Origin of the sequence: Flavobacterium xylosi (assembly GCF_042787345.1) — a bacterium.
Classification (GTDB): domain Bacteria; phylum Bacteroidota; class Bacteroidia; order Flavobacteriales; family Flavobacteriaceae; genus Flavobacterium; species Flavobacterium xylosi.
This window is the reverse complement of the sequence record NZ_JBHZPZ010000009.1, coordinates 60,500-73,126: the sequence shown is the minus strand read 5'-3', so window position 1 is coordinate 73,126 and position 12,627 is coordinate 60,500. Positions and strand designations below refer to the sequence as shown.

The 12,627-nt window shown below is 35.4% G+C and carries 11 protein-coding genes; all 11 read right to left on the bottom strand.

The features are described 5' to 3' along the window. Positions 1 to 63: 63 nt before the first annotated feature. Positions 64 to 1,344 (bottom strand): argininosuccinate lyase, encoded by a 1,281-nt coding sequence (argH, locus tag ACFX5E_RS09090; RefSeq protein WP_379854887.1) that lies wholly within the window; start codon positions 1,342 to 1,344, stop codon positions 64 to 66. Positions 1,345 to 1,489: 145 nt separating this feature from the next. Further along, positions 1,490 to 2,590, bottom strand: coding sequence for a M20 family metallo-hydrolase (locus tag ACFX5E_RS09085; protein WP_379854886.1), 1,101 nt, complete (start codon positions 2,588 to 2,590; stop codon positions 1,490 to 1,492). 125 nt (positions 2,591 to 2,715) lie between these two features. After that, the gene (argB, locus tag ACFX5E_RS09080) at positions 2,716 to 3,501 is read right to left on the bottom strand and encodes an acetylglutamate kinase (protein ID WP_379854885.1); all 786 of its coding nucleotides are present in this window, start codon (positions 3,499 to 3,501) and stop codon (positions 2,716 to 2,718) included. Continuing rightward, positions 3,491 to 4,495 (bottom strand): N-acetylornithine carbamoyltransferase, encoded by a 1,005-nt coding sequence (locus tag ACFX5E_RS09075; RefSeq protein ID WP_379854884.1) that lies wholly within the window; start codon positions 4,493 to 4,495, stop codon positions 3,491 to 3,493. Before ACFX5E_RS09075 ends, argB begins: the two co-directional genes overlap by 11 nt. A 94-nt stretch (positions 4,496 to 4,589) precedes the next feature. Continuing rightward, positions 4,590 to 5,360 (bottom strand): glutamate 5-kinase, encoded by a 771-nt coding sequence (proB, locus tag ACFX5E_RS09070; protein WP_379854883.1) that lies wholly within the window; start codon positions 5,358 to 5,360, stop codon positions 4,590 to 4,592. Continuing rightward, a complete protein-coding gene (locus tag ACFX5E_RS09065; RefSeq protein ID WP_379854882.1) occupies positions 5,344 to 6,540 on the bottom strand; it encodes a glutamate-5-semialdehyde dehydrogenase in 1,197 nt (398 codons plus the stop codon). Before ACFX5E_RS09065 ends, proB begins: the two co-directional genes overlap by 17 nt. A gap of 150 nt (positions 6,541 to 6,690) precedes the next feature. After that, entirely contained in the window at positions 6,691 to 7,827 is a 1,137-nt protein-coding gene (locus ACFX5E_RS09060) for an aspartate aminotransferase family protein (protein WP_379854881.1), read from the bottom strand. A gap of 129 nt (positions 7,828 to 7,956) precedes the next feature. Then, a complete protein-coding gene (gene argC / locus ACFX5E_RS09055) occupies positions 7,957 to 8,934 on the bottom strand; it encodes an N-acetyl-gamma-glutamyl-phosphate reductase (RefSeq protein WP_379854880.1) in 978 nt (325 codons plus the stop codon). Further along, positions 8,927 to 10,120, bottom strand: a complete 1,194-nt coding sequence (locus ACFX5E_RS09050; protein WP_379854879.1) for an argininosuccinate synthase — start codon at positions 10,118 to 10,120, stop codon at positions 8,927 to 8,929. Before ACFX5E_RS09050 ends, argC begins: the two co-directional genes overlap by 8 nt. Positions 10,121 to 10,269: 149 nt before the next feature. Then, complete coding sequence (locus tag ACFX5E_RS09045; protein ID WP_379854878.1) at positions 10,270 to 10,887, bottom strand: GNAT family N-acetyltransferase; 618 nt, start codon at positions 10,885 to 10,887, stop codon at positions 10,270 to 10,272. A 475-nt stretch (positions 10,888 to 11,362) separates the two neighbouring features. Then, positions 11,363 to 12,547: a hypothetical protein gene (locus ACFX5E_RS09040; protein ID WP_379854877.1), complete on the bottom strand. Its 1,185-nt coding sequence runs from the start codon at positions 12,545 to 12,547 to the stop codon at positions 11,363 to 11,365. Positions 12,548 to 12,627 lie beyond the last annotated feature (80 nt).

Genomic DNA, 12,627 nt, shown 5'->3' with positions numbered 1-12,627 from the left:
CTGAAAAACCTCGTTTAATATTTTTAAACGAGGTTTTCTTAAAATTTTATTGTGAAAAAATAACTAAAATGCTTCAGTCATTTTTTCTTTTATTTCTGCTAAACAAAGATTATTGATACTTCCTTCGTGTGTATGTTTGGTTTCTTTTGGTGATTGAAAAGTACCATTTTCCAATTGTTCTGCAACTGCTTTATAAGCATCTCTAAAAGGCATTCCCGCAACCACCATTTCATTTAAAGCATCAACGGTAAACAAATAATTGTATTTTTTATCGTCTAAGATATGCTCTTTTACCTTAATGTCCTTGATTGCAAAAATAGCGATATCTAAACAAGCTTTTAGGTTTTGAATCGCTGGAAACAATCCTTCTTTCAACAATTGTAAATCCCTGTGATAACCACTTGGAAGGTTATTAGTGATTAACGTAATTTCGTAAGGCAAGGCTTGAATTTTGTTGCATTTTCCACGAATCAATTCAAATACATCTGGGTTTTTCTTGTGCGGCATGATGCTCGAACCTGTTGTAAGATGCGAAGGCAAAGTGATAAAATCAAAATTCTGACTCATGTACAAACAAACATCCATCGCGAATTTCGATAGGCTAGCAGCTACGCTACTCATAGCAAAAGCGACCGTTTTCTCTGATTTTCCACGACTCATTTGAGCAGCAACCGAATTGAATTTTAAAGTTTCAAAACCTAATTCTTTAGTTGTGAATGTTCTATTGATAGGGAACGAGCTTCCGTAACCTGCGGCTGAACCTAATGGGTTTTGGTCCACAATTTTCAAAGCGGCATTCAACATCGTTACATCATCAATCAAGGTTTCAGCGTAAGCGGAAAACCACATTCCAAAAGAAGATGGCATAGCAATTTGAAGGTGGGTGTATCCTGGCAATAACACATTTTGGTGTTTTTCAGCTGATTCCATTAGCAAATCGAAAAGGCTTTTTACTTGCTCTTTCAATTCTTTGACGACATCTTTAAGATATAAATTAACGTCTACCATAACCTGGTCGTTACGAGAACGGGCGGTATGAATTTTTTTTCCGGCGTCACCTAATTTTACTGTTAGGAGGTATTCAATTTTGGAATGCACGTCTTCAAAGCTGTCTTCGATTTCGAATTTTCCGTTTGCAACGTCTTTTATTATTTCTTCCAAAGCCAAAACCAAAGAAACGGTTTCAGAGTCTGTTAAAAGACCAATTTGTCCCAACATTTTTGCATGTGCAATAGAACCTAAAGCATCATATTTTGCCAGAACTAAATCCAGTTCCCTGTCGTTTCCAACGGTGAAATGTTCGATTTTTTTATCGGTTGGTATTCCTTTTTCCCAAAGTTTCATATTGTGGATAATTAGATTTTTAGACTGTTAGATTTTAGCCCCGATAGAAGTGGAAATCCTTTTACTTTTTTTCTTTAAAAAATAAAAGATTGCAACGTATAGCGGGATTAGCTCCTGAAAATAATTAGGATAAATCCAAATTATTTTATTGTTTGAAAAAATCAGTTAGTATTTTGATATACAATTGAATTCCTTCTTCTATTTCGTTTATAAATATAAATTCGTCTGCCGAGTGTGACCGCAGGGTTTCTCCAGGTCCTAATTTCAAGGATTGACAACTCAAAACTGATTGATCCGAAAGGGTAGGCGAGCCATACGTGGTTCTTCCCAGCGCGATTCCGGCTTGTACTAATCCGTGTGCAACTGGAATAGATGACGCATTCAAATGCATCGAACGCGGCGTAACAATTACGTCGCGATTTTCTTTTTTAACTCCCCCTTCGGGGGTTGGGGGGCTTACGTTATCTAAAATTTCTTGATTATTATAGCAATCATTCACCCTGATATCGACAACCAAATGACATTCTGCAGGAACTACGTTGTGTTGTTTTCCGGCTGTGACTTGTGTTACGGTCATTTTTACGGGACCTAAAACCTCCGATATTTTTTCGAATTGATAGCTATTAAACCATTCTATAACGGGTATTGCATTGTAAATAGGATTATCCGGATTGTTGTGTGCGGCATGACTGGCTGTGCCTTTTACGATGACATCGAGTACCAATAAGCCTTTTTCGGCTACGGCCAATTGCATTAAAGTTGGTTCACCAACAATAGCACATTCCAGTTCCGGTAAATGTTGCAAAACGCTGTTTAATCCATTTTTCCCGCTGCTTTCTTCTTCGGCTGAAGCGACCATCACAATATTGTAAGGCAGTTTTTCATTCGAATAAAAATGTACAAAAGTGGCTAAAATAGAAACAAGACAACCTCCGGCATCATTGCTTCCCAGTCCAAATAATTTACCGTCTTTTACGATGGCTTCAAAAGGATCGTTGGTATAACCTTGGTTCGGTTTTACCGTATCGTGGTGCGAATTCAGTAAAAGCGTTGGTTTGGCTTTATCAAAATGCTTGTTGAAAGCCCAAACATTATTATTCTTTCTTTTGAAAGGGATATTATTTTGTTTAAACCAATTTTCGATTAAAAGGGCTGTTTGGTCTTCTTCACTTGAAAAAGACGGCGTTTCAATCAGCGACTTTAATAGTGCGATGGCTTCTTGTGTAAGGATTTCTATACTCTTCATATTTTATTTGCCACAAAGGCGCTATTTTTTGTTTAACCACGAAGGTCAGTTTTTGCCACGAAGTCACAAAGTCACGAAGTTTTTAAATCAGTTCTTTGTGCCCTAGCGTCTTTGTGGCAAATGAATTATAACTCAATGCTTGTACAAATTGCCTTAGTGTCTTGCAACATCCGGTGATGACCAATTTTTATTTTTTGAACTCCTTTAGATAAACTATTGAAACAGTTGTCTAATTTAGGAATCATACCGGAATGTATCGCTTTTTCGGCTTTTAATTTGGAATATAATTCTTGATTGATGTTTTCAATTACGGAAGAATCATCTTCGGCATCGAATAAAACGCCTGGTTTTTCGAAACAATAATTCAAAGTGACATCAAAAACTTCCGATAAAGCAATCGCTAATTCACTGGCAATGGTATCCGCATTCGTGTTTAATAATTGTCCTTCTCCATCGTGTGTTATCGCGCAAAATACAGGACTAATACCATTTGAAAGCAACGTTTCCAGTAATTGTGTATTCACTTTTTTGACATCTCCTACAAAACCATAATTGATTGTTGGGTGGTTTCTTTTGTCGGATTGAATTAAATTCCCATCAGCACCGGAAAACCCCATCGCATTGGTATTGTTAGCTTGCAATTGTGCAACGATATTTTTATTGATTTGGCCTGCATAAATCATCACAACTACATCAAGCATAGCGGCATCGGTGATGCGTCTTCCGTCAATCATTTGAGGTACTAAACCTATACTTTCGGCCATTTTAGTAGCTGATTTTCCTCCACCGTGAACGAGTACTTTATTTCCTTCAATCTTAGAAAAATCAGACAAAAATTGTGCTAATTCTGTTGGATTATCAATAATGTTTCCTCCAATTTTTATTATTACTACCGGTTTTTTATTTTCCATTCTTTTTTTCTTTTTTCTTTTTGCCATCGCTTGGAAGCTCCCCCTTTGGGGGTTGGGGGGCAAGTATTTTTTGCAACACTAATTGTGCGGCATAGGTTCTATTGTTGGCTTGTTCGATAACAATTGAATTTTCACTGTCAATCACTTCATCCGTAACAATTACATTACGTCTTACCGGCAAACAGTGCATGAATTTAGCATTGTTAGTCAGTTTCATTTTGTCGGCAGTTACAGTCCAATTTGGGTCGGAATTTGTAATCTGACCGTATTCCTTGTAATTACTCCAGTTTTTGGCATATATGAAATCGGCATTTTCGAAAGCTTTATCTTGGTTGTATTCAATTTTGGAATCTTTCGTGATTTCAGGATTCAGCTCGTAGCCTTCAGGATGAGTAATAACAAAATCAGCATCTTGTAACTGCATCATTTCCACAAATGAATTAGGGACAGCTTGAGGTAACGCTTTAGGATGTGGCGCCCAAGTCAAAACTACTTTTGGTCTGTGCTTTGTTTTGTGTTCCGCCATAGTTATTGCATCGGCTAGTGATTGTAATGGATGCCCTGTAGCACTTTCCATATTCACGACTGGAACAGTGGCGTATTTCAAAAATCCGGAAAGAACGATTTCGGCATTGTCTTTTTCTTTGTCTGCCAATCCGGCAAAAGCTCTTATAGCAATTATATCGCAATATTGAGAAACAACTGCTGCCGCTTCTTTGATATGTTCCGAAGCACCAGAATTCATAATGGCTCCATCTTCAAATTCCAATGTCCAACCTTCGCTGGTAAAATTCATTACCATGACATTCATCCCTAAATTAAGAGCTGCTTTTTGTGTACTCAAACGTGTTCTTAAACTGGAATTAAAAAACAACATCCCCAAGGTTTTGTTTTTACCCAGTTTTTTGTTTTTGAGTGGTTTTTTCTTGATTTTTAAGGCTTGTTTTACCCATTTATCGAGCGAATCTATGTTTTGTATCGAGATGTAGTTCATGTCTTATTTGTTTAATCGGTTATTTACTTCGTCAGTTCGCTTTGCTCGTGTGTTTAATCGATTAACCGAATAACCGATTAATCGCATTAACATTTTATAGAATTTTAGTAAAAGGTATTTCGTTTTTTAAAGCTTTTAAAATAAAATTGTCTTCCAATCCGTTGACTATCCAAGTTTCTATATTGGCTGCTTTGGCTATTGCCGAGGCTTCTATTTTAGATTGCATTCCACCAGTTCCGTGCGATGATTTCAAATCGCCAACCTCTTTTTCCAAAACTTTTAAATTGGTTACTAGAGAAATCGTTTCAGGAGCGGCATCATGGATGGATGCTTTGGTATAAATTCCGTTTGTATTGGTAGCGATAATCAGAATGTCAACATTTAATAAAACGGCCGTTAAAGCAGCTAATTTATCGTTATCGCCAAACCGAATCTCATCCGTAGCCACGGTATCATTTTCATTGATAATAGGAATGTAATTATTTTTGACCAACACATTGATGGTGTTCACGATATTCACTTTGGACTGTTCTTTCTCAAAATCAGAATATGATAGCAAACATTGCGAAATCAGCAATCCTAAATCGCTGAAGTTTTCATGATAAATCCGCATCAAATGAGGCTGACCAATCGAAGCCAATGCTTGTTTTACAAAAACATCTTTGTCTTGATTTTCCAGTTTTACAAATTGTTTGGCTGCAGCTATCGCACCGGAACTCACAATGATAAACTCGTAATCGTCTTGTAAAGCTGCTATTTGCATCCCAATATCTTCAATCTTTCCTCTCGAAATGTGATTGGTTTCTTTGGTTAACGTATTGCTTCCTATCTTTAATAAAATTCTTTTTTTACCTGATTTGTCCATTTCCGTAAATATACCACTTATTAGTAACTAAATGTTGCAATCCAATTGGTCCACGTTGGTGTAATTTGTCTGTGCTTATGGCTAATTCGCCACCTAAACCAAATTGTCCTCCATCAGTGAATCGAGTAGACGCATTTTGATAAACGGCTGCGGTATCTACATTTTCCATGAATTCCTGAGCAATTGCATCATTTTTTGTGATTATCGAAGCAGAATGTCCGCCACAATATTTATTTATTTTGTCAATCGCTTCTTGATTTGAATTGGTTGTTCCAATAACAATTTTATAATCTAAAAATTCTTCGTACCAAATTAAATCGGATTCAATCTGAGGAACTTTTGCTGCTTTTGAAATACTTTCATCTCCCAAAACAGTAACGTTTCTTTGTTGTAATTCGGTAACTATTTTCTTTGCAAAAGCTTCCCAATTGTCAAGATTTGTATCAATTAAAACTTTATCTAAAGCATTACAAACAGATATATTTGAGGTTTTTCCGTTAATAATAATATCAAGTGCTTTTTTTAAATCGGCTTCCTTATTTACATACACAAAGTTATTTCCTCGACCACTTATAATCACTGGGCAAGTGGCATGTTTCTTTACAAAAGCAATCAATTTCTCACCACCACGAGGAACGATTAAGTCCATCTTTTGTGTTGGTTTCTCTAAAAAGGCCTGCGTTTCTTCCCGATTGTAATTCAAGTATTCCACCCATTCTGAAGTAATATTGTTTTCTTGTAAAGCTTGATGCCACAATTCAACAATTTTCAAATTGGATAATAAGGATTCTTTTCCGCCTTTCAATAGAATTTTATTTCCGGATTTAAAAGCGATTCCACCTGCTTCAACAGTAACGTCAGGTCTGGATTCATAAATAATCATTATGGTTCCAAAAGCCGCTGTTTTATTGATGATTTTCATTCCGTTTTCATGGTCGAAATTAAAACGTTCTACGCCAACAGGATCTTCTTGACTTGCCAATTGTTGCAGGGATAAAATCATACCGTCAATTTTGGCATCATCAACCAATAAACGATTTTCCATCGCCAAGTCATCACCAGAATAATTATTTAAATCTTGTTGATTTATAGTCTTAAGATTGGCTCTTTCTTGTTCAAGAAGTTCGGCCATACTGCTTAAAACTGCATTTCGCTTTTCTATTGGTAATAAGTGGTTCATGGTTTTTTGGGTTACTATTTTAAAAAATATCTAAACATATAAGTCATGGAAGTTTTTAATTTTTGGTTAATTTTTATCTATCGAAAAGAAACTTTAAGTGCTATTGACTCACTTCTTCATAACCTTAAATGACTTATATGTTAAAAAAAATCATTTCAATTCTGCTAATGCTTCTTTTAAAGCTATAATAAAAGTGTCAATTGCTTCCTTCTTGATAGTCAATGGAGGAAGAATTCTTAATAAGTTTTTATTATTCGCATTTCCTGTAAAAATATGTTTGTCAATAATCATTTTTTTACGAAGTGTACTTACGTCAAAATCAAATTCCACACCTAACATTAATCCTCTTCCTTTTACTTTGATCACTTCAGGAACTTGTTTGATTGCTTCTAAAAAATAGGCGTAAACGTCATTTACGTTATCCATTAATTTTTGGCTTTCAAGCACATCCAAAACCGCTATTCCAGCCGCACAAGCCAAATGGTTTCCGCCAAAAGTAGTTCCCAATAGTCCATAACTCGCTGTGAATTTTGGAGAAATCAAGATTCCGCCAATAGGAAATCCGTTACCCATTCCTTTAGCGAGACAAATAATATCTGCTTTAATGTTATGATGTTGGTGTGCAAAAAACTTTCCGCTTCTTCCATATCCAGATTGTACTTCGTCCAAAATTAAAACGGTATCGTAAGCCTCGCATATTTTTTCTAATGCCTGGAAAAATTCAGTTGTTCCTTGGTCTAAACCACCAACTCCTTGAATTCCTTCAATTATAACAGAAGAAACATCTCCTTTTTTTAGTTCGTTTTCTACCAGCTTGATATTATTCAATGGTAAAAAAGTAACAACTTGTTGTGCATTGATAGGCGCAACAATTTTTTTGTTATCTGTAACCGCAACTGCTGCCGAAGTTCTTCCGTGAAAGGAATTGTCAAAAGCAATTACACGCGATTTATTATTGTGAAAAGAAGCTAATTTCAAAGCATTTTCATTGGCTTCAGCTCCAGAACTGCACAAGAATAAAGTATAGTCTTCCAATCCTGAAAGTTTACCTAATTTTTCTGCTAATTCTACTTGCAATGGATTTTGAATCGCATTCGAATAAAAACCAATGTTATCCAATTGATTTTTTAATTTGGCAACATAATCCGGTTGGGTATGCCCAATGGAAATTACTCCATGACCACCATATAAATCTAAATATTCCACTCCTTTTTCATCTGTAATAGTACAATCCAGTGCTTTTATGGGAGTGATGTTGTATAATGAGTAAACGTCAAATAAGTTCATAATAATCCTCCCCCTAACCCCCTCCGAAGGAGGGGGAATAAAAACTTGCAACGGGGGGTGTTGTTTTTATATTTATACTATTTTTTTACATTTCGTCTCCCTTCCCTTCGGGGAGGGTTGGGGAGGGGATTAAAATCCGCTTGGTTTCAAATGCAATCCTGTGGTTTCATCCAATCCAAACATTAAATTCATGTTTTGTATGGCTTGTCCTGAGGCTCCTTTTGTTAAATTATCAATTACTGATGTAATCAATAACCGGTTTCCTTTTTTCATTAAACTAATGATGCATTTATTTGTTTGAATCACTTGTTTCATGTTGATTCCGGTTGTGGTGATTGTTACGAAAGGTTGGTCTTTGTAAAAAGCCTCATATTTCGCGACAATATCTTCCAAACTTTCTTCGACTGTTGTGTATAATGTGGCGAAAATTCCTCTCGCAAAATCACCTCTATTGGGGACAAAAATCAATTCGTTTTTATAATCCGCTTGTAATTGATTCACACTTTGGTTTATTTCGCCCAAATGCTGGTGCTCAAAAGCTTTATAATGCGACATATTATTCGATCTCCAGCTAAAATGCGTCGTTTCTGAAGGTGAAACTCCAGCTCCTGTGCTTCCAGTTGTCGCATTGATATGAACGTCAGTCGTTAGCATTTCGTTTTTAGCCAATGGCAATAATGCTAGTTGAATCGCTGTCGCAAAGCAACCCGGGTTAGCGATGAATTGAGCGTTTTTGATTACCGCTTTATTCAATTCAGGTAAACCATAAACGAAAGTTTTGCTGTCAAAATCTTTGTCTTTTGTCAATCTGAAGTCATTTCCCAAATCGATAATTTTGGTATGACTCGCAAATTGATTTTGCTCTAAAAATGATTTTGATTTACCATGACCTAAACATAAGAAAACCACATTCACATTTGGATTTACAGTATCGGTAAAATTCATTTCGATATCGCCCATCAAATCATGATGCGCAACATGAAGTGGTTTTCCAGCATTTGTCGTGCTGTAAACAAAATCCAGCGTTGCATTGGGGTGGAACATCAATATTCTGATGAGTTCCCCCGCAGTGTAACCTGAACCGCCAATTATTCCAATATTAATCATGCGTCAGTTTGTTTACAGATGAAAATATGTTTTGGGCATTCCCCAGAATTTTGATAAATCCTTTGGCATCGTCAGATGTCCAAGCGTTGTTCATTTCTCCATATTGTCCAAAACTAGTATTCATTAAATCATTTTCAGATTCAATTCCGTCCAATGTAAAGTGATATGGTTTTAAAGAAAGGATAACGGTTCCATTTACCGTTTTTTGAGTGTCTTCCAAGAAAGTTTCGATGTTTCTCATTACAGGATCCAAAAATTGACCTTCATGAAACAACATTCCGTACCAGTTTCCTAGTTGTTCTTTCCAGTATTGTTGCCATTTACCCAGCGTATGTTTCTCTAATAAATGGTGTGCTTTGATGATGATTAAAGGCGCAGCAGCTTCAAAACCAACTCTTCCTTTAATTCCAATGATTGTGTCACCCACATGAACGTCTCTACCAATTGCAAAAGCACTTGCCAGTTTTTCAAGAACAACTATATTTTTTACCGGAGTATCCATTTTATTATTGATTCCTACTAATTCCCCTTTTTCAAAATGTAAAGTCACTTTTTCTTCTCCTTCTTTTTGTAATTGAGAAGGATAAGCCTCGTTAGGAAGCGGAAGATTTGATGTCAGTGTTTCTTTTCCACCAACACTTGTTCCCCACAATCCTTTATTGATAGAATATTGGGCTTTTTCCCAAGAATATTCTACGCCATTAGCTTTCAAATACGCAACTTCTTCTTGTCTTGATAATTTCAAATCACGGATAGGAGTGATGATTTCAATTTCGGGAGCGATAGTTTGGAAAATCAAATCAAAACGAATTTGGTCATTCCCTGCACCAGTACTTCCGTGAGCAATAGCATTTGCACCTACTTTTTTAGCATATTTAATAGCTTCCATTGCCTGGAAAACACGTTCCGCACTAACTGATAATGGATAGGTATTGTTTTTTAATACATTTCCATAAATCAAATATTTTATGGCTTTATCGTAATATTTATCTACAATAGTTAAATTAGTATGTTGTGCACTTCCTAATTCATAAGCTCTTTCTTCAATAGCGGCTAGTTCAGCTTCGTCAAATCCGCCAGTATTAATAAGAACGGTATGAACTTCGTATCCTTTTTCGTTCTTCAAATATTTTAGGCAATATGAGGTATCTAATCCTCCGCTATATGCTAATACAACTTTTTTCATGATTATTGGTTTTTTTTCCTCCCCTCAGCCCCCTCCGAAGGAGGGGGAGCCATTACTGGTAAAGGGTAATTTTTTTGTTGTGATTATTTTTTTTTCTCCTTGGCTCCCTTCCCTTCGGGGAGTCCCGAGGCTTCGGGAGGGGAGGGGACTTATTTTTTTAAGAAAAGCGCTTGTTTAATTAATTTTAATCTATTAAGAACTCTTATGTTAAATGGGTGTTTTGGCGGATCTTTTGGTTTTTCTTTTGGGTCAAACAGCATTCCGGTACACAAACACATCTTGTTTTCTTTGCTTTGCAAAATTTCAAAATTGGCGCAGGTTTTGCAACCGGACCAAAAAGTAGGATCTGTTGTTAATTCCGAAAAGGGAACTGGTTTATAACCTAAATCAGAATTGATTTTCATAACGGCTAGTCCAGTTGTAATTCCGAATATTTTAGCATCTGGGTATTTCTCCAGAGAATATTCAAATACTTTCGATTTGATTTGTTTTGCCAAACCTAAATTTCTGTAATCAGGATGAACAATCAATCCTGAATGTGCCACATATTTACCGTGTTCCCAACTTTCGATATAACAAAAACCAGCAAATTTTCCGTTGTCTAATGCGATAACGGCATCTTTGCTTTCCATTTTTTTCTGAATGTATTCAGGAGTTCTTTTGGCAATACCAGTACCTCTCAATAAGGCTGATAATTCAATGGTATCGCATATTTCTTGCGAATATTTATAGTGTTCTTGCTGAGTTATAATTATTGATATATTCATTTCAAGAGTTGAATTTTGAGTTATAAAATGAGTTGTAAGTTTGATCTGAAATACATTCTCTCTCGCATTGAAATAAGAAACTAAAATACGAATTTATAGTCCAATAAATTGAATAACAAAATATTAATAAAAAATGTATGCTGATTTTGGAATATACTATTCCAATGAGAAAAAAATGTGATTTCAAAACGGTAAAATGAAAAATGAATAAAAATAAAACAAAAGACTTTTGGAAACTATACTAATAGCATCCGTACTTCGGGAGAAGTAGTCGGTTTGTTTGTCCGTGAGATAGGAGTTATATTTATACTTGTGTTATTCATTGGTGCAAAAGTACACTAATTTTTATAACTCAATACTGATTTTGCATTTTCTAACAAAAAATAAAGGTATTGTTGTATTTTTTAAAATAAAAAAAACTCCTTGTGAAATTAGATTTCCAAGGAGGTTTTTGAGATAGAGTATTGCTAATTAATTAGTTTCTAAATGGGTTTCTAGAAATAATATCTTTTATTTTGGCTTTCAAATCTTCGCCGGTGTCATAAACCATTTGTTCATTGCTAGGAAAAGCTACAGATTTTTTGTCAAAATAAGAATAATAATTGTCGTCAGCGGCGCGTCTGTCACCTGTGTGCGTAGCAAAAATATTTTCGAATACAAACTCGCTGGTTATTGGGAAAGACTGTAGAAGTTGGTTGTTTCTAAAATTTAAGTAGTCCACTTTAGCAGTAATTTGGCAGGATTTAAACTGTCTGAATTCATAAATACGTACTGTTGCATTTCTCATATTATCCACCATCACGACTTTTCCTTTTTCGTCAACAACTTCTTTTCCGTTGGCATCGATCAGTTTTTTTACGCCATCTTTTATGATGCGTTCTTTTACAAATTCTTTCTCTTTGATTTGTTCGGGGGAAATATAAATTTGTCTAAAATTAATCATCATACCGCAATCATAATCAATACCTTTTTGTTTGTTGCTATGGTAAACCGTCCATTTATCATTTAATCCATAAGTGCTAAAGTCCAGTAAATCATTTCGTAAACCAACAGGAATAATCATGTTAGTTTCATTTTTGGTGTTCACAAAAACATAATCGTAACCTTTGAACTTTGCATCATCCATCAATTGCAAAACATCTTTGTAATTCGGGTTTATCTGATTCAAATAGGTCAAATCATCATACCCCTTTCGGAAATTCATTTTATCGGAAGTCAGCAGCAATTTTTTTGCATTAGCATATAAATAAGCGGACAATGCATTTTTGCTTTCTATAATCTGGTCGTTGTAGTTATCAAAAGGAAAAATGGCATTCCTGCCTTGATTTACCAGCCGTAAAGGAAGCAAAGGTTTGATTTTTTCCTGACGGTCATTCAATTGCAAATAGGTATTATATATTTTTTCCAATTGTGCCGGATTTGCATCTTTGGCCAGTAAATTTATAGCATTCAAATCGCGTTCTTTGGCTTTGGCGAAAGCCTCTTCGAGCAAATAAACATAATCCTGCTTGGCTTTTTTGTCTTTATTGGTGCGTAAATTTGAAACGGCATTATTTATAGCCTCATCGTAATTCCCGGAACTCAATAAATTCTGGGTTTGTTTAACGCCGCAAGAAGAAATAAGGACAAAGAAGGATAATAAAAGAGTAATTTTTTTCATAAGCATAAAATTCAGTAAATGTTTATTTGAAGCTGTAATCCTATTTTAAAATTGAAGTTTTAAAAAAATAACACCACAAA

What these genes read in the sequence shown, in the direction of transcription:
- ACFX5E_RS09065 (WP_379854882.1), bottom strand. Translation starts at nt 6,540, where the DNA reads ATGAACCACTTATTACCAATAGAAAAGCGAAATGCAGTTTTAAGCAGT.
- ACFX5E_RS09085 (WP_379854886.1), bottom strand. Translation starts at nt 2,590, where the DNA reads ATGAAGAGTATAGAAATCCTTACACAAGAAGCCATCGCACTATTAAAG.
- ACFX5E_RS09050 (WP_379854879.1), bottom strand. Translation starts at nt 10,120, where the DNA reads ATGAAAAAAGTTGTATTAGCATATAGCGGAGGATTAGATACCTCATAT.
- argH (WP_379854887.1), bottom strand. Translation starts at nt 1,344, where the DNA reads ATGAAACTTTGGGAAAAAGGAATACCAACCGATAAAAAAATCGAACAT.
- ACFX5E_RS09060 (WP_379854881.1), bottom strand. Translation starts at nt 7,827, where the DNA reads ATGAACTTATTTGACGTTTACTCATTATACAACATCACTCCCATAAAA.
- ACFX5E_RS09075 (WP_379854884.1), bottom strand. Translation starts at nt 4,495, where the DNA reads ATGAACTACATCTCGATACAAAACATAGATTCGCTCGATAAATGGGTA.
- ACFX5E_RS09040 (WP_379854877.1), bottom strand. Translation starts at nt 12,547, where the DNA reads ATGAAAAAAATTACTCTTTTATTATCCTTCTTTGTCCTTATTTCTTCT.
- ACFX5E_RS09045 (WP_379854878.1), bottom strand. Translation starts at nt 10,887, where the DNA reads ATGAATATATCAATAATTATAACTCAGCAAGAACACTATAAATATTCG.
- argC (WP_379854880.1), bottom strand. Translation starts at nt 8,934, where the DNA reads ATGATTAATATTGGAATAATTGGCGGTTCAGGTTACACTGCGGGGGAA.
- argB (WP_379854885.1), bottom strand. Translation starts at nt 3,501, where the DNA reads ATGGAAAATAAAAAACCGGTAGTAATAATAAAAATTGGAGGAAACATT.
- proB (WP_379854883.1), bottom strand. Translation starts at nt 5,360, where the DNA reads ATGGACAAATCAGGTAAAAAAAGAATTTTATTAAAGATAGGAAGCAAT.